Genomic DNA, 24,630 nt, shown 5'->3' with positions numbered 1-24,630 from the left:
CAGTCGCCTCACCCCTGACGACACGGCCGGGCCGTGGGCGCCACGGGCCGGTAGCCCCGCGCGCCCACGACCCGGGCCGTCACTGACGCGTCACTGGCCCGCCAGCGACCCGCCGATTCCGCCGATGCTGAAGTACCTGTTCAGCAGCGCGAACAGCAGGACCGGCGGCAGCATCATGATGACCGCGATCGCCATGACGAGGCCCCAGCTCGTCGCGTTCTGCTGGAAGAACGACTGCAGGCCCACCGGCAGCGTGTAGACGAAGTCGGATCGCAGGAACACCAGGGCCACGAGGTAGTCGTTCCACGACAGCAGGAACGAGAAGATCGCCGTCGACAGCACACCCGGCAGCGAGTTGCGCAGCACCACGCGCACGAAGCTGCCCAGCACCGTGCACCCGTCGATCCAGGCGGCCTCCTCGAGGCTGATGGGGATCGAGTCGTAGTAGGCCGCCATCATCCAGATCGCCACCGACATCGTCATGCCGACGAACACGATCGTCACGCCGCTGAGGTTGTCGACCAGGCCGAGCCGGGCGAACAGGATGAACAGCGGGATCACCGCCGTCACCAGCGGCAACGACTGCACGATGAACAGCACGAGCGCGAAGCCCGAGACGAGCCTGTGCCGCCCGCGGGAGAGCACGTAGCCAGCCGGGGCCGCCACCATCAGCGAGATCACGACCGTCACCGCGCTGACCATGAGGCTGTTCTCCAGCCAGAGCCGCACGTTGGTGTCCCGGAAGATGATCGCGAAGTTCTCCAGCGTCACCGAGGCGTCCGACTCGCTGCCCAGCGACGGACGCAACGACAGGACGACGACGGCCCCGATCGGCACGAGCACGACGGCGGTGACCGCGGTGATGAGCGCGAAGCGCCACCACCTGCCGCGCAGCTCCCGCTGGCTCACGGGCGTGCCTCCGCCCCGGGAGGGTGCCTTCTCACTCGTCGTCAGGAGCGTGTCCGTGGTGCTCATGCGACGTTCACCTTCCTGATGCGGCGGTACAGGACGACCGAGACGACGATGAGGACCGCGGTCATGAGGAACGCGATCGAGACGCCGGTGCCGGTGTCGAACTCCTGGAACACGGTGCGGTAGGCGAGGACGACCAGCGTGCTGGTGGCGTCGACCGGTCCGCCGCCGGTGAGCAGATAGATGGTCGGGAAGTCGTTGACGCAGAAGATCGTCATCAGCACCCAGCTGACGTAGGTCGTCTTCGAGATCAGCGGCAACGTGATCTGGGTGAGCTCGCGCCAGCGGCTGGCGCCGTCCATCTTCGCCGCCTCGTAGACGTTCTTGTCCACCGACGCCAGCGCGGCGGACATCATCATCATCATGAACGGGAAGCTGATCCAGACCTTGAAGACGCAGACCGTGATCTGCGCCAGGGTCGGGTCGGCGAGGAAGTTGACGTTCCCCAGCCCGATGGCCGAGGCGATGACCGGGATCGGGCTCTGGGGAGTGGCCACCAGCCAGTTCCACGCCGTCGCCGAGACGACGACGGGCACCACCCACGGCAGGAGCAGCAGCACCTTGAACAGCACCCCGCCGGGGATGTGCGAGCGCAGCAGCAGCGCCAGCCCGAGCCCGATCGCCCAGCTGCCGAAGACGCCGACGAGCACGAAGACCACGGTGAAGACCGCGCTGTCCCAGAACCTCGGGTCGGACAGCACGTTGCCGTAGTTGGTCAGGCCGACGAAGTCGCCCGTGTCGATGAGGGTGCCGCTGCGCACGCTCTGCAGGGCGGCGTAGATGAGCGGGTAGAGGTTGATGAGGAGCAGCAGGACGATGGCCGGCGTGGCGAACGCCAGCAGCGTGCGCCCGCTCGGGCCGGCCTGGCGCCGCTCACGCGGCCTGCCGGGCCTGCCGGGTCCCGCGACAGCGACCCCGCGCTGGGCGCGGTCGAGGCCTTCCTTCAGCGATCGTTGCGTCATGTTCAGGTCCCCGATCTAGGAGATGAGCGTCGATTCGAGGTCGCGCTGGAACTGCGTCAGCGCCGACTCGGCATCGGTCCGGCCGCTCAGGATCGTCTGGGCGAACGAGGTCATCGCGGGCGTGCCGTCGGCGGCGGTCACCCCGACGAAGAGGGCGTCACCGCCCGGCGCCGCCCAGGTGCGGGCGATGGGTTGCCACTCCTCGATGATCTTCACGGCGTTCTGATCGGCCCGGAACCCGTCGGTCTGGGTGATCGACGTCAGCGGCGGCAGCCCGATGCCCGTCTGCTCGGTCCACAGCGGCGCCATGTTCTCGTAGTAGTAGGTGACGAACTCCTCCGAGGCCGCCTGGCTCGGGGTGTCGGTGTACATCATGATGTTGTTCGGGAAGAACAGGGCGCCCTTCTCGCCCGACGGCGAGGTCAGCGGCGAGAGCACGGCGAGCTCCTCCTTGATCTGGCCGCCGATGTTGTTCGCCAGGCCTCCGCCCTCGAAGCCCATCCCGAACGCCCTGGCCTCCCACTGACTCTGGACGTTGTCGGCCGAGTACGACGGGCTGCGGGGGTCGACGTAGCCCTGCTCGACCATCTCGAGGACGAACTCCATCGCCTCGATGTTCTGCGGGGTGACCAAGTCCGGTTCCTGGTTCTCGTTGAACAGCCCGCCGCCGTTGTTGATCATCCAGCACACCAGCGCGTGCGTGCCCGTGAAGGCACCGGCCCCGGTGCCGGTGCCGTACCCGTAGACGTCCATCTCCTTGAGCGCGGCGCAGGCCTCCAGGTAGGACGGCCAGTCGGTCGGCGGTGCGGCACCCGCTTCCTCGAGCAGCCGCTGGTTGTACCACAGGACACGCATGTCGAGGTTGTAGGGCACGGCGGCGTAGCCGTTCGGCACCCGCATCGTCTCGAGCAGGCCCGGGAGGAAGTCCTCCGCCAGCCCGTTCGACTCCCAGCCGGCGATGAGGTCGTCGGCGTAGGCGATGGCACCCTGGTCCTCGAACTGGAAGGCCTGGGTGCCGCCCCCCGAGCTGACGGCCGGCCCGGTACGCGAGGCGACGGCGGAGGTGAACGTCGGGACGAAGTTCGCCCACTGGATCACCTGGTACGTGGCGGGCGGGCTGCCGTCGAAGCCGGTGGTGATCTGCCGGTCAAGCGGGTTGAACGTCGTGCCGCCCCAGGGCATGTTCCAGAACTTCAGCTGCGGGGTCTCGCTCGCGAACCCCCAGCGAGCGCAGCTGGACAGGCCCAAGGCCGCGGCGCCCGCCGCACCGGCTCTCAGCATCGTCCGCCGGCTCACACCGCCCGGCCTGTATGGAGACGATCGTGGCATCACAGGACCCCCGTCGTGTCGTGGGTGGGTTGTGCTCCGGGGACGGAGCGTCGCCCCTCCTCGATCGCCGCCGCCAGCAGGGCGGCGGCGTCCAGGAGGCGCGGGAGATCGTCGGGTGCGGCGTCGGTCTCGACAGCGGCCGCCAGGCACCGCAGGGCGCCGCGACGGGCCGACTCCGAGACGTGCGGGAGAACCGTCCGGCCGGCCGGGCCGACCAGCGCGGCGACGCCGGGCGCCGCGGTGCCCGGGTCCGGCAGCGCCAGCTCCGCGCGACCGTCGTCGCCGGCGACCGTGAGCGACGTGGACCGCGGTCGTGCGCGGGTGGTGAGGACCGTGAGGAGGACGTCTCCGCCGTCGGCCAGCTCGCCGCCGAGCACCAGGTGGCGCGCGTCGTGCCGGAGGACCTCCAGCCCGGCGAGCCCGCCAGCCACCGCCGTCACGAGGTCGAGCGGCCCGACGGCGGCACGGACGAGGTCCTCACCCGGCCGGACCGCCGAGCGCACCTCGAGGAGGGCGCCGGGCCTGCGGTATCGGGCCACGCCGTCGCGGACGGTGTCCACGGCCGGGTTGTGACGCCACCCGGTGTCGACCACGACCGGGCGGCGCACGGCCGCGACCTCGCGCAGGGCTGGGTGCTCGAGCGGCCAGGGGTCCAGCAGCAGGATGCCGCGGGCACCGGCGGCGGCCGCCCGGTCGGTGCGGAGCGCCCAGTCCGGTCCCCCGACCGCGACGACGTCCCCGGGCCGGCCGGCCTTCGCCGGGCGGAACGTCATGGGCAGGGAGGCGAGGGTGGCGACGAGCCGGGACTGCTGCTCGTCGTCGAGGCCGTCGTGGCTGATGGTCATGGGCGCAGCGGTCATGCAGTCACCTCCGCCGTCGCGGCCTCGTGGGAGACGAGCACCTCGGTGGCCCGGTCGGCGAGCTGGACGGCGAGGTCGAGGTCCGCCACCAGGGTGTCGAGCACCGGCGGGGCCGTGCGGCCGTCGAGGATGTCGCAGATCGCACGCCACAGCCGCACGTACCCGTTCTCGGTGGCCGGTCCGAGCCGGCTGCCGGTGAAGCCGGCCTCCCCCGAGGCCTCGGACAGCTCGACGACGGCGGACTCGCCGTGGACGTAGGAGGGGCCGAAGTCGGCGCGGAGCGCGGCGTCGTCGGCGATCGCCTCGAGCGTCCAGTCGGGCAGCCACGTCCGCGTGGAGCCGCCGAGGACCTCCAGGTGCCGGCCGCCGACGTCGGCGAGGATCACGTAGCCGCCGGGGGCGGGTTCCCGCACGGCGATCACCCGTGGGCTCGCGTCCGGGAGCAGCTGCCGGGCGAGCGGGAGGTCGTGGATCGCCAGTCCGAGCACTCCGCCACGCAGGCGCGCGAGGCGTTCCTCGAGCGTCGGGCGCGCCGACGTCGCCCGCCCGGCTGACGCGGCCGGCCGCCCGGCGACCTCGGTGGCCAGGTCCTCGGTCGAGGGGTTGGGCGGGATGTGGGCGGCGATGCGCACGGTGTGGGCGCTCGCGCCGGACTCGGCCCAGCGCCGGGTCGCGGCCTGCCACGCCGGGTCGTAGGCGTGCATGGTGCCGACGACCACCGGCACGCCGGTCTCCCGGGAGACTTCGGCGACCGCCTCCGCCTCCTGCCGGGACGTGGCGAGCGGCTTCTCGCACAGCACGGCTCGGGCGCCGGCGCGGCAGGCGGCCATCACCTGCTCGGCGTGAAAGGCGTTGGGCGTGCAGATGACCACGACGTCGGGAGCGCGGGGGGTGAGCATGTCCGCCAGGGTCGGCACCGCCGTCGCACCCACCCGTCCGGCGACGGCCGCGGCGACCTCCTGGTCGACGTCGGTGACCGCCGTGACCTGCAGCTCGGGGAACCGGGCCACGGTCGGGAGGTGGATGGCCTGGGTCGCGGCGCCCGCGCCGACGACGCCGACACTGGCGCTTCGAGATGGCATGTGTTCCTTTCGAGGACCGCGTCGTCTCACCCCTGGTGTCCCGCCGACACGAATAGTTACGCTGGCGGTACCTTTGGCCCCGGCGACACTAGATGGACTCGCGTCAGAGGTCAATGCCGGGACGTGGAGTGTCCCGGAGCGGCCCGAAGCGAGGAGGCTCGTGACGAACCCCCAGTCCCAGACCCAGACCCGACGCGTGCGAGGGCCGTACCGCAGCGGCATCCGCAGGCGGGCGCAGATCATCGACAAGGCGGTCGAGGTCTTCAGCGAGTACGGCTACCGCGCCAGCACCATCCGTGAGATCGCCGACCGCGCCGGCATCACGCCGGCCGCCGTGCTGAAGCACTTCGGCGGCAAGGAGCAGCTCCTCCTCGAGGTGCTCCGCGTGTGGGACGAGAAGCAGGTCGACGCGCCCCGCAGGCACACCGGCCTGGCCGCCGTGCGCGGCGTGCGCGACCGGATGGTCTGGCACACCGAGCATCCCGGCCTGCTCGAGGTCTACCTGACGCTCGCCACCGAGGCCACCGACCCCTCGCACCCGGCGCACCCGTTCATGGTCATGCGCTACGCGCGGACGCAGCGCAACTTCGAGGAGTGGCTTGCCGAGGCGGAGGAGCTGGGCGAGATCCGGCCGATGGACCCGGCCACCCGGCGGTACGAGGCGAACAACCTCCTCGCCGTGCTGGACGGGATCGAGATCCAGTGGTTCCTGACCCCGCAGATCGACCTGGTCGGCCACGTCACAAGGTACATCGAGTCCTCGATCGAGCGTTGGCAGGCCTGAGCCGCCGGTCCCCCGCTCGGGGCGTGACCTCCCCCGCGCGGGGGAGGTGCGGCAGCGTCGCCGCGACGAGCGTGGAGCCATGCGCACACCACACAGAACCGCTCGACTCGCTCTCGCCGGCGCCACCGCCACCACCGGCCTCGCCGCTGCTCTCGGCCTGATCTGGCTGACCCGGCCGGACACCGGCTTCTTCTACTCGAACCCCGAGAACGCCATGCTCGCCTCGCTCGCGGGCACCACCGCCGCCACGGTCGTGCACACGATCGTCGCCCTGCTCGGTCTGGCCGCCGGCATCGCCGCCCTGGCCGGGGTGGTGAGCCGGGGCGCGATCGTCGCCACGGCGGTGCTGCAGGTCCTCACCTTCGGGATCGTGCTGGGCAGCATGGGCACGCTGGCGACAGCGGGCTACCTCGTCGCGATGGCGATGCCGGCGATCCTGCTGCTGATCCTTCTCCAGGTGACGCGGCGCTACCCGGTCGCGCGCTGGACCCTGGGGCTCCCGGCCCTGCTCGCGGCAGGGGCCGGCGTGATCCTCGGCCGGGACGCGATCGGCGGCGTCCTGGGCAACCTCGGCACCGGCCTCGCCGAGGCGTGGCCCCGGCTGGTCGTGGTCCTGCTCCTGATCGGCGTCGGCTTCGCGTGGGCGGCCGCGGCCGCCGCCGCGGCCGCGGGGACTCCGGCAGCCGCCCGCGCCACCGCCTGGGTGACGCGGCACCGGAAGCTCTTCACCGTGGTCGCCGCCCTCGGGCCGCTCCCGTACGCCCTGATGCGGCTGACCTGGCTGACGCCGTGGAGTCTCGACATCCCGGCCGAGGACCTCACCATGTCGACCCGGATCTGGGGACTGACGCTCTCCAGCGGCGCCTGGCTCGGCATCGTCCTCACCCTGGGGCTCATCCGGCGCTGGGGTGAGGTGTGGCCGCGGTGGATGCCACGGGTCGCCAGCCGGCCGGTGCCCGTCGCCGCGGCCGCCGTGCCGGGTGGAGTCGTCGCCACGGTGCTGATCTTCACCGCCGTGCCGATGCTCTACACCGGGGCCCGCGAGGGCCTGGCGGAGTTCCTCACGGCCGCCGTCGCCTTCCCGTGCTGGTTCTGGGGCCCGGCGCTCGCGCTGGCCGTGTGGGGGTATGTCGGGCACCGCCGCGGGGAGACCTCGATCCCTGACGTGCCGGCGTCCACCGGTGCGGCGACCGTCTGATCGGGAAGAATCACCCCATGCGGACCTTCCGACTGCTGGTCCGCCGGTCCGCGTGGCTCATGCTCGGCGCCGCCATCGGACTGGCCGTCGTCCTCGTCGCGGCGACAACTGCGGTACCCCTCTGGGCGACCGTGGTCCTCTCGATGCTCGGCTGCGGGGCCCTGAGTCTCGTCCCGGGCGTGCGGGAGCTCGAGGTGACCGCCGCCCGGACGATGCTCGGGACGGACGCCGAGCTCGTCGCGCCGCGACGTCCACGGACGGCACACCGCGCACAGACCGCCGGCTGGGTGCTCCTGCACCTGGTCGGTGGTCTGCTGGTGGCGTTCGGGCTCTTCGCGATCCTCCCGGCGGCCGTCCTCGTCCTCGTCGAGGCGATCGGCGGGCGGGACCTCACGGCGACCCTCCAGGTCCCGACGGCGGGGCTCCCTCGCCCTGCGCGGGGGGCACTCGCGGTGCTCGTCGCCCTCGTCGCGCTCGGGCTGCCGTGGGCGGCGGGCGCCGTGGCCGCACGCCTCGCCGGACGGATGCTCGGGCCGACGGCGCACGACCTGCTCGACGTCGCCGTCGACCGGGCGGCGCGCGAGGCGGAACGGACCCGGCTGGCCCGCGAGCTCCACGACGGCATCGGCCACGCCCTGACGATCGTCAGCGTCCAGGCCGCGGCCGGCCGGCGCGTGCTGGAGCAGGACCCGCCCGGAGCGGCTGCCGCCCTGGGCACCATCGAGGACACCGCCCGGGAGGCGCTGGCCGAGCTGGACGAGATGCTCGCGGTGCTGCGCGAGGACCGCCCGGGGACGGTCGCCCCGCTCGACCTGGACGCCGTGGTGGACGCCCACCGGCGGGCCGGGCTCGACGTGGTCGCCACGATCGACCTGCCGGAAGGGCTGCCGACGATGCTGCAGCGCAACATCCGCCGGATCGTCGCCGAGGCGCTGACCAACGCCCACCGCCACGGCGGCGACGGCGCGACCCGCCTCACCGTCGCGCGCGCCGGCGACACGGTCACCGTGGAGGTGGTCAACCCGCGCGGCGGCGGTGCCGTCCGGCGGTCGGGCGGTCGGGGCCTGGCCGGGCTGCGAGAACGGGTGGCGCTCTTCGACGGCACGGTGCAGGCCGGCGCCGACGGCGAGACGTGGGTCGTGCGGGCCACGCTGCCCGTGCCGGAGGGGGCGGCGCGTGAGTGACACCAGCCCGGCCGGGCAGATCTCGGTGCTCCTGGTGGACGACGAGCCGCTGGTCCGTCAGGGCATGCGCCTGATCATGGAGGCCGAGCCCGACCTGAGGGTGGTCGGCGAGGCCGGGGACGGGTCCGAGGCGGTGGCCCTGGCCCGCGGCCTGCGGCCGGACGTGGTGTGCATGGACGTCCGGATGCCGCGGATCGACGGCATCCGCGCCACCGAGCTGGTGCTGCGACTGCCGGATCCGCCGAAGGTGCTGGTGGTGACCACGTTCGCGAACGACGAGTACGTCCGCGACGCGCTCACCGTGGGGGCGTCCGGCTTCCTGCTCAAGCGGGCGACGTCGGAGGAGATGGTCCAGGCGGTGCGCACCGTCGCGGGCGGGCAGAGCCTGCTGTTCCCCGAGGCCGTGCGGGACCTGCTGCGCCCGCGCGCCCGCACGGTCCGGCACACCGGGCCGCCGCTGACGCCGCGCGAGTCGGAGGTGCTCGGGCTGATCGCCCAGGGCATGAGCAACGCCGAGGTGGCCGAGACGCTCGTGCTCGGGGTGGAGACGGTGCGCACGCACGTGGCGTCGCTGCTGGCGAAGCTCGGGGCCCGGGACCGGACCCAGGCGGTGGTCCTCGCCTACCGGAGCGGGCTCGTGGAGCCCTAGACGCCCCCGTCGCCCTCGATGGACCCGGGCCCGCGCGGCTCCCGCACGGGCACGACCGCGAAGGCCCGCACCGGGAACGTCGCCATCCCGGAGATCAGCGGCGGCACCGCGGTGAACCGGGCACCGGTGACCGGCAGCTGGTCCAGTCCGGTGAGGTGCTCGACGACTGGGATGCCGGCGCGCAGCAGCGCGCTGTGCACCGGCCGCTCACCGGTACTGGTCGCGTCGATGTTGACGGAGTCGATGCCCACCAGGGTGGCGCCCGCGGCGACCAGCGCCTCGGCGGCGTCGGCGGTCAGGTGCGGGTGGTCTGCCTCGCCGTACCGGCCGGTCCCCCAGTGCACGTCCCAGCCGGTGCGGACCAGGACCGCTGCCCCGGTGAGCTGCCGGCCGGCCAGGTCCTCCGCGGTGACGGCGCCGGCGGCGTCGACCACGACGGCGGGGAGGTCGGCGCACCTCTCCAGCGGGAGCGCGGCGAGGTCGTGGCCGTCTCGGTACCGGTGGGCGGGCGTGTCGAGGTAGGTCCCGGTGTTGGCGATCATCTCGATCCGGCCGATGGCGAACTCCGTCCCCGGCGCGTAGTGGCTCCGGGAGTCCGCGAAGCTCAGGTGCTCCCCGATCCGCGGCGCGGGCAGGCCCGGGTAGGTGACCGTGCCGTTCTCGATGACGTGGCTGAGCTCGACCAGGCGCATGCGTGGATCGTACGGGCCGACGCGATCAACGCCCGCCCTGCGGGCGCGCGCAGCACGTGCCTGACCGACCGGGCGCCGACCGTGCGCGAGACCGTTGACGTGACCCCGCGCGGACTGTTGACTCGGGTCCGTCTCCGACCCGGTCGAGGAAGGATCGACGTGGTGGCACGACGGCTGCGGCAGCTCCCGCTCCTGGCGCTGGTCCTCGGCGTCATCCCTGGCCTGGTCCTGGCCGGCGCGGCAGCCGCGGGCCCCGCCGCGGCCGCACCCGCGCCGTCGGGTGGCGCCGGCCTGCGCGTGATGACCTGGAACATCCAGTACGGCGTGCCGCTCGGTGGCGACGAGCCGGACCTGGAGCGGGTGGCCGCCGTCATCCGCTCCGAGGACCCCGACGTCGTCACCCTCAACGAGGTCCACCAGGACGGCGACGGACTGCCGGGCGGCCACGGCGACCAGCCCGCCGAGCTCGCCGCCCTGCTCGCGCAGCACGGCTACCGGTACAGCTACTACGCCGCCACCGAGACGATCCCGTCCGGTCACGACGACGGTTCCGGGCCCGGCTGCGGGGTGCACTCACCCGGCGAAGGAACCGGCGGCGCCGCCACGTCCGGCCCGGACGCCGCGTACACGTGCGGGAACATGGTGCTCTCGAAGTACCCCTTCCCGACCGGCCCGGGACACCCGGACGGCCCCGAGCACGTCACCCTCCCCACGGACCACGCCGACCCCGGCGGCCGGGACCGCCGCGGGATGCTCGGCGTCACCGTGCGAGTCCCGGCCCTCGGTGACGTCCGCGTCTTCGTCACGCACCACAGCGCGCCCGCCACGCAGGCCCACGTCGAGGACCAGAAGGCCCAGGTGGCGACGGTCCTGGAGCACATCGGCGCGGTGGACGACCCGACGCTCCTCGCGGGCGACTTCAACATGCGCCCCGCCGACGCCGCCGGCGTCCCGACCGCGAACAGCCTCCTGCAGTCCCGGATCGCCGACGCCGGCCTGATCGACACGTGGACCCGGGTCGCCGACAGCAGCGACGGCGTCACGGTTCCGGGCTCCCACGGCCGGCCCGACGGCGACCACCCGGACCGGCGCATCGACTACGTGTACGCCTCCCCCAACCTGACGGTGCGCGACGCCCACGTCTCGCTGGTGGACCGGGAGGCGGCCGACCACCTGGCCGTGGTGACGGACCTGCAGGTCCGCCGGCCGCCGGTGGTGGCGCACGCCGCCGTCCCCGCCGGGACGGACGGGACCGAAGGCTGGGGGCAGGCCGCCGTCGGTCCCGGCGGCGGCAGCCTCACCGCGTGCAAGAACGCCGGCACCGACACCGACGACGGCACCCTGGTGCGCGCAAGCCTCCACCGCCCGGGCACGGACCCGGCCGTGCGGACCGTCGAGGACGGCGGCACCTCACGTGACCGGTGCACCACCGAGCACTGGCACGGCCGGCTCACGCCGGGCACGACGCTGCGAGCGTGCGTGGTCCGCGGCGAGGAGGTCCTGGGCTGCCGCGAGGAGCGGGTCGGCTGACTCCGGCCGCCGGGCACGGGCGCGAGCGTCAGAGGAAACGCGCGAGGAACGCCTTGGTCCGCTCGTTCTGCGGGCTGTCGAGCACCTCGCCCGGCGGGCCCTGCTCGACGATCTGCCCGCCGTCCATGAAGATCACCCGGTCCGCGGCCTCCTTGGCGAAGGTGATCTCGTGGGTGACCACCACCATGGTCAGCCCCTCGCTGGCCAGCTGCCGCATGGTGGCCAGCACCTCGCCGACCAGCTCCGGGTCGAGCGCGGAGGTGGGCTCGTCGAAGAGCATCAGCTCCGGCGACATGGCCAGCGCCCGGGCGATCGCGACCCGCTGCTGCTGACCACCGGAGAGCTGCCGCGGGTAGGAGGACTCCCGGCCCTCCAGGCCCACGCGGGCGAGCAGGCCGCGCGCCCGGGCGACGGCCTGCTCGCGCGGCTCGCCGAGCACACCCACCGGGCCCTCGATGATGTTCTGCAGGGCCGTCATGTGCGGGAACAGGTTGAACTGCTGGAACACCATGCCGATGCGGGCGCGCCGCCGCGCGATCTCGGCCGGCGCGAGCTCGTGCAGCCGTCCCCGCCGCACGTCGTAGCCGACGTCCCGGCCGCCCACCAGGATGCGTCCGCCGTCGAGCTTCTCGAGGAGGTTCACGCAGCGCAGCAAGGTGGACTTCCCGGACCCGGAGGGCCCGAGGACGACGACGGTCTCCCCCTTGTGCACCTGCAGGTCGATGCCGGTGAGGACCTCGAGGTGGCCGAAGCTCTTGCGGACCCCGCGCGCGTCCAGGACCGGGGCGGCCGCGCCGTCGGCGGCGTCCGCACTTGCCGGGTCGGTGGTGGGCTCGGTGGTCGGGTCGGTGCTCACGCTGGTGCTCCCTGGGCCGACGGCGGGGTGGCCGGTCCTTTGGGCCGGATGCGGACGAAGTCCCAGAACCCGGCCTTCCGGTGCCGGTCGCCCCGGCTGTAGTGGCGCTCGATGTTCGCCTGCACCACGTACAGCACGGAGGTGATCACGAGGTACCAGAGGCAGGCGACCACGAGCATCGGGATGGTCTCGAAGGTGCGGTTGTAGATGGACTGGGCGGTGTACAGCAGGTCCGAGAGCGCGATCACGCTGACCAGCGCCGTCGCCTTGACCATGCTGATCACCTGGTTCCCGGTGGGCGGGATGATGAACCGCATCGCCTGCGGCAGGATGATCCGCCGCAGGATCCGGCCCTCGGACATCCCGACGGCGGCGCCGGCCTCCCGCTGCCCGGGGTCCACGGACAGCAGCCCGCCGCGGACGATCTCTGCCATGTAGGCGGCCTCGTTCAGCCCGAGGCCGAGGATGGCCGCCAGCAGCGGCGTGATCAGCGCGTTCGTCTGGAACGTGACGAACTCCGGCCCGAACGGGATGCCGAGCGAGAGCTGCGGCATGAGGGCCGAGAGGTTGTAGAAGAAGATCAGCTGCACCAGCGTCGGAGTGCCGCGGAAGAACCAGATATAGGCGGCCGAGGTGCCGGCGAGCAGCGGGTTGTCCGACATCCGGCAGATCGCCAGCACCACGCCGAGGACGATGCCCATGGTCATGGCGATGACGGTGAGCAGGAGCGTGACGCCCAGCCCCTTCATGATCGACTCGGCCGTCAGCCACGCGAAGACCACGTCCCACTCGAAGCGATCGTTCGTGATGAGCATGTTGGCGAGCATCGCCAGCAGCACCGCCACGACGGCGGCACCCACCCACCGCCACGGGTGCGGCCGACGGGCGGCGCGGGAGACGTCGAGGCCCTCCTCGGCGTCGGCGGACCCGGCCGGTGCGGCCGGTTCGGCGGTCCTCACGGGTCAGCTCCCCAGGTTGATGCCGGGCTCCTCGAGCATGTTCGCCTCGAGGCCCCACTTCGTCATGATCGCCTCGTAGGTGCCGTTGGCGTACAGCTCCTCGAAGGCCGCCAGGAGGACGTCGGCGAGCTCGGAGTCCCGCGGGACGAGGGCACCCTGGTAGAGGTTGTCGAAGCCGTTGGGCTGGCCGGTGCCGGCGAGCTCGAGCTCGCCGCCGGACTCCTCCACGAAGTGCGTCAGGGGTGCCTGCGAGGAGAAGAAGGCGTCCGCCCGCCCGGACTGCACGGCGAGGACGGACTGCGGCTGGTCCCGGTAGGACTGCACGTCGATCGGCTCCTGGCCGTTCTCCTCGCACACGGTGGACTGCTCCTTGATGACCTCCTCGGCCGAGCCCGCGGACTGGACGGCGATGCGGTTCCCGCAGGTGGAGTCCAGGTCCTCGATGCCCGCAGGGTTGCCGGTCGGGACGGCGAAGACGACGAACTCCTGGACCCAGTCGACGAAGGTGGCCTGCTGCTGGCGTTCGGTGAAGTCGCCGACGGGTCCGAGGGAGATGTCGTACCGGCCGGCGTCCATGCCGGACAGCACGCTGGCCAGGCCGTCGACCGTGTCGTGCCGGATCTCGACGTCGAGCAGCTGGCCGAGGGCGGTAGCCAGGTCGGCGGTGGCGCCGGTGACCTGGTCGTCCGAGCCGACGATCGTGTACGGAGGGAAGGAGCCGCTGTTGACGCTCACCATCGACCCGCTCTCCCGGATCTCGGCGGGCAGCGCGTCGTGGAGCTCCTGGTCGACCTCCTGCTCGGGGATCGTGACCTCCTCGGTCGCCCCCGAGGTGTCCCCGCCGCCGTCGGCGGACGGCTCGGAACCGGGGTCCGGGGTGCAGGCGGTGAGCAGCACGGCGGAGACGGCGAGTGCCGACGCCACGAGGGTGCGTGAGCGGTTCATGATCTTCCTTCCGGTCGGATCAGCGGACGGGCAGCGGTCGCGGGGTCGGTGAGACGTCGAACCGGTGGTTCTCGAGCACGGGGAGCCGCGTGCGGGCGTCCGTGAGCCGTTCCCGGCTGAGGAGCGCCGTGATGCGGTCGGGTCCCTCGCCGGCCTGCGCCACGGCCACGCCGAGCGGGTCGAGGACCAGGCTGCGGCCGATGTTCGCCTCCCCGCACTCGCCGCTGGCGACGACGTAGGTCGTGTTCTCCAGTGCGCGTGCCGTCACGAGCGTGCTCCAGTGGTGCTCCTTCAGCGGCCCGCGCACCCAGGCCGCGGGCAGCACGAGCACGTCGGCGCCGGCGAGCGCGAGCAACCGCGCCAGCTCGGGGAACCGCACGTCGTAGCAGGTCATGAGGCCGACGCGGAACCCGGCGACGTCGACGAGGGGCGGGACCACGTCAGCCGCGGTGATGTTGTCCGACTCCCGGGCGGCGAACGCGTCGTAGAGGTGGATCTTGCGGTAGCGCGCGACGAGCTCGCCGTCCCGCACGGCCAGGAGGGTGTTGTACGGCTTGTCGGTGTCGGAGGTCTCGTGCACGCCGAGGACGACCGTCACCGTCGTGCCGCGGGTCGCCTGCAGCACCCGGGTGACGAACGGGCCGTCCAGGGGCTGGGCGTACTCGCGGATGCGTTCCTTCTGGTCGGTGAAGCGGGCGAGGACGCCCTCGGGAAGGACGAGGAGGTCCACGCCGTCGTGCTCGGCGAGGTCGATCTCGCGCTCGACGGCCACGGCGTTCTGCGACCAGTCGGTGCTGGCGGCGAACTGTGCCGCGCGTGCGGTCAGGCTGCTCACAGCGGCTGCTCCTGGAGGGACGGGACGGTGGGGTCGACGGGCCACGGGAAGAGGTCGCGCTCCGCGACCGGCTCCTCCAGGAGGTCCTGCGCGAGGAGCTGGCGCTGGAACTCCGCGACCATGGCGCGGTCGGCGGCCCAGCCGTACGGCATCCAGTCGGAGCCGAAGACGGGGACGGTCGCCGCGATCTCCTCGTTCAGCCAGGGCAGGACGTCCTGGAGCTTGACCCGGCGCCGTACGGCGGTCTGCTTGGCCCGCTCGAACACGTCCAGCAGCTCCTGGGCAAGTGCGGGCGAGCGTTCCAGGAGCTCGGTCCGGGCGGCGATGAGGTGGATCCCGGGCACGAAGCGGTGGCGCTCGAAGTAGGCCCGTTCGGCGGCCCGGCTGTCCCGGTGCAGCGTCCGCAGCCCGGATCCGGAGTAGAAGCCGGGCGGCATGAACGGTGTCATGACGGCGTCCAGCCGGCCGCCGCCGAGCGCGCCGAGCAGGGAGTCCTCGGGATCCAGCACGCGGACGTGCGCACCAGGGGTGGTGCCACCGAGCCGGTCGAAGTTCGGATGGTCCGCCGCGAGGCGTCCCACCCACCACGCGACGTCGGTCAGGGCGAGTCCGGCGTCGAGCAGGAGGGCACGGGTCCACACGTTGCCGCTGTCCGGCCAGCCGGTCAGGCCGACCCGTCCGCCGGCGAGGTCGGCCGGCCGCTCGAACGGGGCGTCCTCCCGGACCACGATGCAGCGGTGCCGGAAGCCACGCATGACGAACACCGGCAGCGCTGTGACCCGGGTGTCACCGGCCGCCCGCGCCCGTACGTAGCGGCTCAGGGAGGTCTCGGCGACGTCGAGCTCGGTCGAGGTCCACAGGTCCGGCGTCGTCTCGAGGCGTCGGTGGGCGAGCGGCACGTCCGAGATCACGTCACCGAGGGCGATCGGGGTGACGTGGTCCCAGTGCCGGGTGCCGATACGCACGGGTCGAGGGCTCATTGGCGGACGACGCTATTGTGATCCGCACCTCAGAAACAATTTCTAGGAACGTTACTGAACGTACCGTGGACACCGTGGCGGACATCGACGACTCCTGCACACCCGAGTGGCTCGCCGAGCGCATCGACGAGGCGAGCGCCGCAGGCATCGCGGCGGCCGTGGCGCGGCTCGTGCGCGACGGCACGCTCGCCGAGGGCACCCGGCTTCCCACGGTCCGGGCGCTCGCGCCGCTGCTGCACGTGGGCCCCGGGACGGTGTCCGCGGCGTGGACCACCCTCAAGCAGCAGCGGTTCCTCGAGGGCGGCGGGCGCGCCGGGATCCGCGTCGCCAGCGGCGTCGGCGGAGCCAGCCCGCTGCGGTACGAGAACCTCGTGCGGTTCTGGGACGCCCAGACCCTCAACCTCAGCCGCGCCGTGCCCGACCCGGCGCTGGTGCCGGACCTGGGCCCGGCCCTGCAGGCCGCGCTGGACGACAGCCACATGCACACCTACGAGGTGGAGCCGATCAGCCGGCCGCTCGCCGAGGCCGCCGCCGCCACCTGGCCGTTCCCCGCCGAGGCGTGGCTGGCCTCGCGCGGGGGCTACGACGGGCTCTACGCCCTGCTGAGCACGAGCGTGGTGGCCGGCGAGTACGTCGCCGTCGAGGAGCCGGCCACGCCGCGCCTGTTCGACATCCTCGACGAGGTCCGCGCTCGCGTCCTGCCCGTTCCCGTGGACGCGGACGGCCCACGGCCGGACGCCCTGCGGGCGGCGCTGCGGCACCGCCCGGTGGCCTTCGTGTACGAGCCCCGGGACTCCTCCTGGGCCGGTGCCACGCTCACCACGGAGCGGCGGGACGAGCTCGCCGCGATCCTCGAGCCGCGGGACGTGCTCGTCATCGAGAACGACCCGTGGGGCGACCTCTCGGAGGTCGCCTACCGCGGGCTGGGTGCCGTGCTCCCCCACCGGACCGTCATGGTCCGCAGCTACTCCAAGTCGCACTCGCCGGACCTGCGGCTGGGCGTCATGGGTGGCGCGTCGGCACCGGTGGAGCGGGTGCGTGCCTACCGGCACTTCGGCGACGGCTGGACCAGCCGGATCCTGCAGAACGCGCTCGCCTGGATGCTCACGGACGAGCACACCCGGGCCGCCGTCGCCCACGCCCGCACGGTGTACCAGGAGCGGCGTGCGCGCTTCGCCGACCTCGTGCGCGAGCGCGGGCTGGAGGTGCGCGGCGGTGGTCACCTCGCGCTGTGGGTACCCGTCCTCGCCGAGCATCCGGCCGCCCTCGTCCTGGCGTCCCACGGCGTGGCCACCATGGGCGTCGGGGCGAGCTGGTACGGGCGCCCGCCGGCAGGGATCCGCATCGTGACGTCGTTGCCGATCCCCGACGTCGAACGGGTCGCCGACGCCGTCGCGCTCGCCGCGCAGGCCCGGTAGGGCGCGGAGATCCACAGGCCCACGAGCTCCGGCGGCCCAGCCGTGCACTACTCGAGTAGACTCGTCGCGGTCGCCCCCACGAGCACAGGGAGTGTCGATGATGCGCACCGACCATGGGAGCCGATGGGCTCGCGTGACCGCGACGATCGCGGTCGCCGCCTCGCTGACCGCGACCACGGCGCCCGCGGCGACGGCGGAGGTCGTCCTCGACCGGACGACACTGTCCGAGGTCTACGACCCGCCGCCCGGCTTCTACACCTACGCCCCGTCGGTCGTCCGGGACGGCGACACCGAGTGGATTTGGACATGCCACAACGACGAGGCCGACGCCATCAAGGACCACATCTACATGACCAAGGTCGTGGACGGTGTGGTCGTGGAGTCCCGGTCGGTGCTGCAGGCGTCACCGGCCCCCGCCTGGGACAGCTTCCACGTGTGCGACCCGAGCGTCATCTCGGGTTCCTTCCGCCTCGACGGCGAGCGGTACGGCTACGCGATGTTCTACCTGGGCAACGACCTCGACGCGAGCGCGCACAACCAGATCGGCGTCGCGTTCGCCAAGGCCCCCGAAGGGCCGTGGGTGAAGTATCCCGACCCGCTGGTCACCTTCGACCGACAGGACCAGTGGGGCGTCGGGCAGCCGAGCGCCGTCGCGCTGGCGCCGGGGTCCGGTCGGGTCATGCTCTTCTACACCCGGGGTGACACCTCGACGCGCGCCTACCAGCGCGTCCTGGACCTCGGCGACATGCGCACCCCCGAGGTGGGTCCCCCCACGCTCCTGACCACGGATGGCCTCGTGGGCACAGACGGCGGACCGGACTGGCTCAACGGGTACGACGTCGCGCTGGACCGGGACCGGGGCCGCGTCTACACCGTTCGCGAGCAGCACCCGTACCCCGAGCTCAACCCGTGGTGGATCGGTGAGGCGGTCCAGCTCGCGAGCATGCCGATGGCGAACGTGCTGTCCGGAGGCGGTGAGTGGAGCGTCGAGGCCGACGTCGACCAGCAGGTCACCGGCCACCCGCGGAACCACAACGCAGGGCTCGTGCGCACGTGGCACGGCTACCTGCCGGCACGGGAACGGATCGAGATCGTCTTCACCGACAGCTGCGAGAGCCTGCCCACGGTCGAGGACCCGGACTGGTCGCAGGCGACCTGCGACTCCCTGTTCGAATACGACCTGTGGTCCATCACCGGCACCGTGGTGGACCGGCCCGGGCACGGGCAGTGAGCCGTTGCCCTGCGCGTCAGTCAGCGGTCGCCGTCACCGGCGCCGCCGTCATCGGCCCGGCGTACCGCGTCGGAGGGCGGTCCCGGACCGGGCCGGTCGTCGATCCGGCCCACGCCTCCGGGACGAACGAGCGATACAGACGAGGGAGCGCCTCGCGCAGCGCGTCCTCGTAGTCGAACGGGTCAGCACGCCTGAAGACGGTCGTCCGGCTGGGCCCGTCCGGCATGAGCTCGAAGGTGTACAGACCCGATTCGTGGGACGCGACCCTGCACGGCACCTGCTCGTTCGGGACGACGACGTCGCCGTCGCGGACCTCCTCGGCCCCGACGATCTCGGCCCTGCCGTCCGCGTGCCGCACCAGTGCCGCACCGGCGACCGTGATCCAGGCGGCGGTCTCCCAGACGGCATGACGACGTCGGTAGACCCGGTCCTTGATCCCCTGCGGAGCGTCCTCGTCGAGGGCGCGCAGGAAGTCGATCCGGTCACAGGCACCAAGGCCGTAGGTGAGATAGCGACGCAGCGCCGGGTGCATGTCCTCGATCCAGGCGAGGTCCTCGAACCACCAGAGCGTATTGTGCGGGCCGTAGGAGTAGCAGTCGCGTTCCGTGGCGCACGGGTAGAGGGCGAGCGGGAGGTCGGACTCGACCAGACGGCGCATGGCGACCGGGTCGAGGTAGACGTTCCACTCGAGGTAGTCCAGGCTCGTCGACCCGGCAGACAGGTGGACGCGCGCCACCTTCTCGCGCATCAGGTCCGGGTCGCGGTTGAGTGCCACCGCGATCGGGCGGGCCGAGCCGAACGACATGATCTGCACCGGCTCGTCGGAGGCACGCAGCGTCTCGAGCAGCAGCTCGGGCCCTTGCTGCTGGAAGCGCGGGACGTCGAGCATGGCGTCCTCCGGCGAGCGCATGCGCGCCAGGGGCGCGACGGCGCACGGGACGCGGGTGCCGAAGACTGCGTTGAGCTGGGCCACCGGGATCAGGCCCGGCTCGCGCGGGCCGGGGTACCCGCGCACACCTTCGGACACGGACTCGCGCTTCTCGATGGAGGCGTCGAGGATCACGGCACGCAGGTCGACCCGGTCGTACCCGAAGGGCAGCAGGATGTCGAAGTTGTCGCCAGGATCCTCCGGAGGATGGTAGAGGTCGGTCACCGAGATCACCGGAACAGGCACCTCGGTACTCTACTCGAGTTGACCGACGAGCAGTGAGGGACGCAGCAGTGGATCCAGCCGAGCCGAGTGGAGCGGCGCGACGGGTCGCGACGCGCTCCGACGTCGCGCGCCGTGCCGGCGTCAGCACCGCGGTCGTGAGCTACGTGGTCAACAACGGTCCCCGCCCCGTGGCGGCGGCGACCCGCGAGCGGGTGCTCGCGGCGATGCGTGACCTCGACTACCGTCCGAACGCCGTCGCCCGGGCCCTGCGGATGCAGCGAGCCCACGCCGTCGGCCTCGTGGTCCCCGACATCTCCAACACCTACTTCGGCACGCTCGCCCGGGTCCTGTCCGACCGAGCCTTCTCGGCCGGGTACGCCATGCTCCTCGGCGACTCGCACAGCGACCTCGAGCGGGAACGCGCGCAGATCGAGTCGCTCGTCACCCACCGGGTCGACGGCCTGATCGTCGTGAGCCTCGAACCCGGCTCGACGGCCGACGTCGGGACCACGCCGGTGGTCTACCTGGACCAGCGCACATCGAAGGGGCAGGCCTCGGTGGTGGTGGACAACGCCGACGGCGCGCGCCAGGCGGTGCACCACCTCGCCGAGCACGCACGCCGGCGGATCGGTCACCTGGCCGGCCCCGAGGGGGCGCCCGGAACGGCCGCCCGCCGGAGCGGGTGGCAGGAGGCCGCCCTCGCCGCCGGCCTGCCGGCGGACGACGACCTCGTGGTCCACGCCCCCTTCTCGCGCGACGGCGGTCTGGTCGCCGGGCGGGAGCTCCTGCAACGGTCGCCCCGCCCGGACGCGGTCTTCGTCGCCTCGGACGTGCAGGCGACGGGTCTGTTGCTCGCCGCGCGAGAGCTCGGCATCGCCGTCCCGGACGAGCTCGCCGTCATCTCGTTCGACGGCACCGAGGAGACCGTGTTCAGCGACCCGCCGCTGACGAGCGTGCGCCAGCCTGTCGACCGCATTGTCGAGACGGCCCTGGCGATGGTGCTGGGCGAAAGCCCTCCCGACGAGGCGCGATCGATCCCCGTGCAGCTCGTCGTCCGACGGTCGTGCGGGTGCGACCAGACCACTCAGCGGATTCCGGACGACGCCACCGCCGGCCAGGCCGCCAGCTCGGCGGCCGACGGGTAGGACGGCTGGGCTCCCCTCCGCGTGGCGGCGAAGGCCCCGACGGCGAGGGCCCGCGGCAGCGTCTCGGTGACCCGGTGCCCGGCGGCGAGCCCGAGGGCCAGCGCCCCGGTGAAGGCGTCGCCGCACCCGCTCGTGTCCACGGCGTCGACCCGTGGCGCGGCGACGTGCTCGACGCCGTCCGCACCACTTCCGAGGACTGCCGCTCCGGCCGCTCCCCGCGTGACGACGAGCGTCTGGTGCCGGCCCGTCCGGACGGTGCGCATCGCGTCCTCGAGGTCGCCGTCCTGACGGCCCGCGAGCTCGGCGAGCTCGGTCTCGTTGACGACGAGCGTGTCCACCAGGTCGAGCAGCTGCCCATCGAGCGGCCGGTACGGCGAGGGGTTCAGCACGAAGTGCGCCCCCAGCTCCCGGGCCCGTCGGGCGGCCGTCAGGACGGCGTCGTCGGGGATCTCCAGCGAGGTGACGACGACGTCTGCTGACGGCATCGACGCCCGGACGCCGGCCGGTTCGACGGTCCAGTTGGCGCCGCGGGAGACCACGATGACGTTGTCGCCACCGGTCGCGACGAGGATGAGCGCCTCGCCGGTCCGGATGCCCGCGACGCGCGCCACGCCGTCGACGTCGACGCCGTCGGCCCGGGCGGCCGCGAGCAGCGTCCTGCCCGCCTCGTCCTCCCCCACGGCACCGACCATCGCCACGTCCCCACCGAGCCGGGCGGCCGCGACGGCCTGGTTGGCCCCCTTGCCGCCGGGCAGCAGCGCGACGCCCTCCGCGTGGAGGGTCTCTCCGGTGGTGGGGAGCCGTGCGAGGTGGGCGACGCGGTCGAGGTTGAGGGAACCCACGACGCACACGGAGGGCGTCATCCCTTCATGCCCGTCGTGGACAGCGAGGCGGTGTACTGCCTCTGGAACATCAGCAGGAGCAGCATCGGGATCACGCTGAGGACGAACGCCCCGGCGAGGATCTGACCGAGGTCGACCGAGAACATGGTGCTGAGGTTCGCCAGGGCGATCGGCGCCAGCTGTCGCTCCGGAGAGGTGCCGATGAGGAGCGGCCAGAGGTACGCCTGCCACTGCGACAGGAAGAGCATCATCCCCGCTCCGATGAGGGCCGGGCGCGAGAGCGGTAGGAAGATCCGCCAGAGCGTGCCGAACCGTCCCAGGCCGTCCACCTCGGCCGCGTCGACGAGCTCCTGGGGTATGCCCATGAAGAACTGCCGGAGGACGAAGATCGCGAACCCGTTGGCCAGGGCCGGCAGCACCAGACCCGTGTAGGTGTCTGACAGGCCCCAGGTCTGGAACAGCGCAGACAGCGGGATCGCGATCGTGTCGAACGGAATCATCGCGACGACGACGATGAAGCTGAACACGAGCCGCTGGCCGGGAAACGACATCGTCGCCAGCACGTAGGCCGCGGGCACCGCGACGGCGAGCCCGAACACGATCGTCAGCCCGGAGACGAGGAGGCTGTTGAGCAGGCCCCGGACGAACGGCCCGCTGAGCAGCACCTCGTAGTTGCTGAAGTCCCCGCCGCTCGGCACGAACGCGAGCCAGGACAAGGGGGTCACGTGCTCGACGAAGGAGTTCCCGGGGCGGAGGGAGGAGACGAACACCCACCAGAGCGGGATGAAGACGGTCAGCGCGGTGAGCGCCGCCGCCAAGGTCAGCAGAACCGTGATCCACCGCGGATGACGCATCAGCTCTCCTCCCGCATCAGCCGGAACTGCACGGCGACGATCACCGAGAGGATCGCCATGAGCACCACGACCTCGGCCTGGCCGACGCCGAGATCCCCCAGCAGGTAGGCGCGGTTGTAGATGTCGAACATGATGAGGTTCGTCGAGCCGTTCGGGCCGCCCTGGGTGAGCAGCTGCACCGGCGCGAAGAGCAGGAACGACCCGACGGTGCAGGCGATGAGCACGAACGCCATCGGTCGCCTCACGAGGGGCAGGACGATGGAGAACAGCCGTCGCCACCAGCCCGCGCCGTCCAGCGCCGCAGCCTCGAGCAGGCTCTCGGGGATGTCCTTGAGGCCGGCCGTGATGAAGACCATCCAGTAGCCGAGCGCACCCCAGGTGACCATCAGGCCGATCGAGAAGGCGGCCTGGCCACTCGAGGTGAGGAACGGTTGCGGCGGGAGTCCGACGGCCTCGAGGAGCGCGTTCGCCAGGCCGTCCGGCTGGAGCGTGACGCTCCAGATCAGTGCCACCACGGGGCCGGGGACGGCGGCCGGAACGAAGACCAGCGAGCGCCACAGGCCGGCCAGCGGAATGGTCTGCGCGAGCAGGAGGGCGACCGCCGTCGCGATCACCACGATGACCGGGTTGAGCACCAGGTTGAACAGCAGGGTCACCGTCAGCACGGAGTAGAAGCCCGGTTCCGTGAAGAGGTAGATGTAGTTGTCCAGGCCGCTGAAGGTCGTCTCCCCCGTCGCCAGGGAGATGTGCTGCAGGCTCTGCGCCACGGCCCCGACCATCGGGACTACGCGCATCGTGACGAGCACGACCAGCGCCGGCGCCAGCATCCCGAGCGCGACGAGGAGGTGCTTCGTCCGGCGCGCCATCATCACCGGAGCCGCTCGATCTGGGCCTCGATCTCGTCCTCGGCCTGGGCGGCGCGCTCGGCGGGGTCGGCGCCGTTGCGGATGTCGGAGAACGCCTGGCCGGCGGCGGGCTCGAACACGCTGTAGCCGATGACGTTCGGCCGATGCACCGAGGTGTTCTCGAGCTGGTGCTGCATGATCTCGCCGAACGTGTCCGCAGCGCCCTCGGCCGACGCCTCGACGCTGTCGGCGTACTGCGCGTAGGCCTCCGCGTTGGTCGGCGTGATCCCGGCGACCTCGGCCGATGTCGCGTTGCCCTCGGGGTCGATCGTGATGAACCGGAGGAACTCCTTCGCGGCGTCGGGATACTGGGACGACGCGGTCACCCCCACCGCCCAGGAGTCGGTGGACGTTGCCGGCTCGCCACCCTCGAAGTACGGCGCCGGGGCGACGCCGTAGCTGATGTCGCCCTCGTTGGCCACCGAGACGCCCCACGGTCCGGAGAGGATGAAGCCGGCCTCCCCGGTCTGGAAGAGGGCACCGTTCCGGTCGTTGGTCACCCCTCGCGGGGATAGCCCCTCCTCGAACAGCGACCGGTACCAGGTCAGCGCGTGCTGCCACCCGTCGTTCGTGAGGTCGACGTCCCCGTTCTCGTCGATGCCGCTTCCGCCACCGGCCGACTCCCCGAGCATCTGCAGCTGGTAGTAGGTGTCCCACTGGTCGAACAGCAACGGGTACTGGGCCGCACCTGCGTCCGCCACGGCACGGGCAGCGTCCTGCAGCTGCTCGTAGGTCCACGGCGCCGTCGGGTCGGCCGGCGGGGGCTCCACGCCCGCGGCCTCGAGGACGTCGGTGTTGTAGTAGAGGAACTGCGAGGAGGTCCACGGCGCGAGGGCCAGCAGGCGACCGTCCACCTCGCGGGAGGACACGATGTCGGGACTGACGGCGGCGTCGGTCGCCTCGTCCCGCAGGTCGCTGATGTCGGCGAGGAATCCACGGTTGTCCCAGTCTCGTGCGGCTCCGCCGGCGTCGACGACGACCAGGTCGATGCCACTGCTGCCGCCGGCGAGCCGCTGATTGATCGTGCTCGTGTACTGCTCGTAGGGGATGTTCAGCTGCTCGATCTGCACATCCGGGTGCTCGCTCTCGTAGGCCTCGATCACCCGCGCCCACGTCTCGGCGGGGTCAGCGTTCGCGAAGGTGAGGGTGATCGCGCCGTCCTCGCCTCCGTCGGTCGGTCCGGTCGAGCACGCTGCGAGCATCGATGCCGCAGCGAGCGATCCGGTGAGCACTGCGAGCGTGCGCGTCGTCGTCTTCATCTCGTG

Annotated in this window: 24 protein-coding genes; 8 read left to right on the top strand and 16 right to left on the bottom strand. The window is 72.2% G+C overall.

The window, feature by feature from the left end; translation table 11 throughout:
- Positions 1–90: 90 nt before the first annotated feature.
- From ACFQQL_RS11860 to ACFQQL_RS11840, 5 genes are read right to left on the bottom strand one after another with little or no spacing between them, the layout of a single operon-like run.
- Positions 91–975: a carbohydrate ABC transporter permease gene (locus ACFQQL_RS11860; protein ID WP_382394579.1), complete on the bottom strand. Its 885-nt coding sequence runs from the start codon at positions 973–975 to the stop codon at positions 91–93.
- On the bottom strand, positions 972–1,934 hold the full coding sequence (locus ACFQQL_RS11855; RefSeq protein ID WP_382394577.1) for a carbohydrate ABC transporter permease: 963 nt from the start codon (positions 1,932–1,934) through the stop codon (positions 972–974). The genes ACFQQL_RS11860 and ACFQQL_RS11855 overlap by 4 nt, the downstream gene beginning before the upstream one ends.
- A gap of 15 nt (positions 1,935–1,949) precedes the next feature.
- Positions 1,950–3,215: an ABC transporter substrate-binding protein gene (locus tag ACFQQL_RS11850; RefSeq protein WP_382394575.1), complete on the bottom strand. Its 1,266-nt coding sequence runs from the start codon at positions 3,213–3,215 to the stop codon at positions 1,950–1,952.
- A gap of 47 nt (positions 3,216–3,262) precedes the next feature.
- Complete coding sequence (locus tag ACFQQL_RS11845) at positions 3,263–4,123, bottom strand: hypothetical protein (protein ID WP_382394573.1); 861 nt, start codon at positions 4,121–4,123, stop codon at positions 3,263–3,265.
- Complete coding sequence (locus tag ACFQQL_RS11840) at positions 4,120–5,205, bottom strand: Gfo/Idh/MocA family protein (protein ID WP_382394571.1); 1,086 nt, start codon at positions 5,203–5,205, stop codon at positions 4,120–4,122. The genes ACFQQL_RS11845 and ACFQQL_RS11840 overlap by 4 nt, the downstream gene beginning before the upstream one ends.
- A gap of 160 nt (positions 5,206–5,365) precedes the next feature.
- On the opposite strand from ACFQQL_RS11840, the gene ACFQQL_RS11835 reads away from it, so the two are divergent.
- The 4 genes from ACFQQL_RS11835 (at position 5,366) to ACFQQL_RS11820 (ending at position 9,020) form a co-directional block, all read left to right on the top strand.
- A complete protein-coding gene (locus tag ACFQQL_RS11835) occupies positions 5,366–5,989 on the top strand; it encodes a TetR/AcrR family transcriptional regulator (protein ID WP_382394569.1) in 624 nt (207 codons plus the stop codon).
- 79 nt (positions 5,990–6,068) lie between these two features.
- Positions 6,069–7,187: a hypothetical protein gene (locus tag ACFQQL_RS11830; RefSeq protein WP_382394567.1), complete on the top strand. Its 1,119-nt coding sequence runs from the start codon at positions 6,069–6,071 to the stop codon at positions 7,185–7,187.
- Between the two features lie 17 nt (positions 7,188–7,204).
- The gene (locus tag ACFQQL_RS11825) at positions 7,205–8,371 is read left to right on the top strand and encodes a sensor histidine kinase (protein ID WP_382394565.1); all 1,167 of its coding nucleotides are present in this window, start codon (positions 7,205–7,207) and stop codon (positions 8,369–8,371) included.
- Positions 8,364–9,020 (top strand): response regulator transcription factor, encoded by a 657-nt coding sequence (locus ACFQQL_RS11820; protein WP_382394563.1) that lies wholly within the window; start codon positions 8,364–8,366, stop codon positions 9,018–9,020. The genes ACFQQL_RS11825 and ACFQQL_RS11820 overlap by 8 nt, the downstream gene beginning before the upstream one ends.
- Here ACFQQL_RS11820 and ACFQQL_RS11815 read toward each other — a convergent pair.
- Positions 9,017–9,712: a cyclase family protein gene (locus ACFQQL_RS11815; RefSeq protein WP_382394561.1), complete on the bottom strand. Its 696-nt coding sequence runs from the start codon at positions 9,710–9,712 to the stop codon at positions 9,017–9,019. The genes ACFQQL_RS11820 and ACFQQL_RS11815 overlap by 4 nt on opposite strands.
- A gap of 162 nt (positions 9,713–9,874) precedes the next feature.
- Between ACFQQL_RS11815 and ACFQQL_RS11810 the strand changes: the two genes are divergently transcribed.
- The gene (locus tag ACFQQL_RS11810) at positions 9,875–11,242 is read left to right on the top strand and encodes an endonuclease/exonuclease/phosphatase family protein (RefSeq protein WP_382394559.1); all 1,368 of its coding nucleotides are present in this window, start codon (positions 9,875–9,877) and stop codon (positions 11,240–11,242) included.
- A 28-nt stretch (positions 11,243–11,270) separates the two neighbouring features.
- On the opposite strand, the gene ACFQQL_RS11805 is transcribed toward ACFQQL_RS11810, so the two are convergent.
- The 5 genes from ACFQQL_RS11805 to ACFQQL_RS11785 form a co-directional block, all read right to left on the bottom strand.
- Positions 11,271–12,020, bottom strand: coding sequence for an amino acid ABC transporter ATP-binding protein (locus tag ACFQQL_RS11805; protein WP_382395378.1), 750 nt, complete (start codon positions 12,018–12,020; stop codon positions 11,271–11,273).
- Between the two features lie 74 nt (positions 12,021–12,094).
- Positions 12,095–13,057 (bottom strand): amino acid ABC transporter permease, encoded by a 963-nt coding sequence (locus ACFQQL_RS11800; RefSeq protein ID WP_382394557.1) that lies wholly within the window; start codon positions 13,055–13,057, stop codon positions 12,095–12,097.
- Positions 13,058–13,060: 3 nt separating this feature from the next.
- Positions 13,061–14,002: an ABC transporter substrate-binding protein gene (locus tag ACFQQL_RS11795; protein ID WP_382394555.1), complete on the bottom strand. Its 942-nt coding sequence runs from the start codon at positions 14,000–14,002 to the stop codon at positions 13,061–13,063.
- Positions 14,003–14,021: 19 nt separating this feature from the next.
- Positions 14,022–14,828, bottom strand: a complete 807-nt coding sequence (locus ACFQQL_RS11790) for a deaminated glutathione amidase (protein WP_465254053.1) — start codon at positions 14,826–14,828, stop codon at positions 14,022–14,024.
- Between the two features lie 5 nt (positions 14,829–14,833).
- Positions 14,834–15,817, bottom strand: coding sequence for a hypothetical protein (locus tag ACFQQL_RS11785; protein ID WP_382394551.1), 984 nt, complete (start codon positions 15,815–15,817; stop codon positions 14,834–14,836).
- A 74-nt stretch (positions 15,818–15,891) separates the two neighbouring features.
- Here ACFQQL_RS11785 and ACFQQL_RS11780 point away from each other — a divergent pair, with 74 nt between their 5' ends.
- Positions 15,892–17,235, top strand: coding sequence for an aminotransferase class I/II-fold pyridoxal phosphate-dependent enzyme (locus tag ACFQQL_RS11780; RefSeq protein ID WP_382394549.1), 1,344 nt, complete (start codon positions 15,892–15,894; stop codon positions 17,233–17,235).
- Positions 17,236–17,368: 133 nt separating this feature from the next.
- On the top strand, positions 17,369–18,466 hold the full coding sequence (locus tag ACFQQL_RS11775; protein WP_382394547.1) for a glycoside hydrolase family protein: 1,098 nt from the start codon (positions 17,369–17,371) through the stop codon (positions 18,464–18,466).
- A 16-nt stretch (positions 18,467–18,482) separates the two neighbouring features.
- Here ACFQQL_RS11775 and ACFQQL_RS11770 read toward each other — a convergent pair whose 3' ends face one another.
- Entirely contained in the window at positions 18,483–19,640 is a 1,158-nt protein-coding gene (locus tag ACFQQL_RS11770; RefSeq protein WP_382394545.1) for a nucleoside hydrolase, read from the bottom strand.
- Between the two features lie 32 nt (positions 19,641–19,672).
- Between ACFQQL_RS11770 and ACFQQL_RS11765 the strand changes: the two genes are divergently transcribed.
- Positions 19,673–20,764 (top strand): LacI family DNA-binding transcriptional regulator, encoded by a 1,092-nt coding sequence (locus ACFQQL_RS11765; protein WP_382394543.1) that lies wholly within the window; start codon positions 19,673–19,675, stop codon positions 20,762–20,764.
- Here ACFQQL_RS11765 and ACFQQL_RS11760 read toward each other — a convergent pair.
- Genes ACFQQL_RS11760 through ACFQQL_RS11745 form a run of 4 tightly spaced genes read right to left on the bottom strand, consistent with a single transcriptional unit; the run spans position 20,704 to position 24,624 of the window.
- A complete protein-coding gene (locus ACFQQL_RS11760; RefSeq protein ID WP_382394541.1) occupies positions 20,704–21,627 on the bottom strand; it encodes a ribokinase in 924 nt (307 codons plus the stop codon). The genes ACFQQL_RS11765 and ACFQQL_RS11760 overlap by 61 nt on opposite strands.
- A complete protein-coding gene (locus tag ACFQQL_RS11755) occupies positions 21,624–22,460 on the bottom strand; it encodes a carbohydrate ABC transporter permease (protein WP_382394539.1) in 837 nt (278 codons plus the stop codon). Before ACFQQL_RS11755 ends, ACFQQL_RS11760 begins: the two co-directional genes overlap by 4 nt.
- Positions 22,460–23,329 carry a carbohydrate ABC transporter permease gene (locus ACFQQL_RS11750; protein WP_382395376.1) on the bottom strand — a complete coding sequence of 290 codons (870 nt, stop codon included), beginning with the start codon at positions 23,327–23,329 and terminating at the stop codon, positions 22,460–22,462. The genes ACFQQL_RS11755 and ACFQQL_RS11750 overlap by 1 nt, the downstream gene beginning before the upstream one ends.
- Entirely contained in the window at positions 23,329–24,624 is a 1,296-nt protein-coding gene (locus ACFQQL_RS11745) for an ABC transporter substrate-binding protein (RefSeq protein WP_382394537.1), read from the bottom strand. The genes ACFQQL_RS11750 and ACFQQL_RS11745 overlap by 1 nt, the downstream gene beginning before the upstream one ends.
- Positions 24,625–24,630: the final 6 nt, after the last annotated feature.

This window comes from Georgenia alba (assembly GCF_042665525.1).
Taxonomy (GTDB): Bacteria; Actinomycetota; Actinomycetes; order Actinomycetales; family Actinomycetaceae; genus Allobogoriella; species Allobogoriella alba.
The sequence above is the reverse complement of the archived record's forward strand: the minus strand, read 5'-3'. Positions and strand labels throughout refer to the sequence as shown.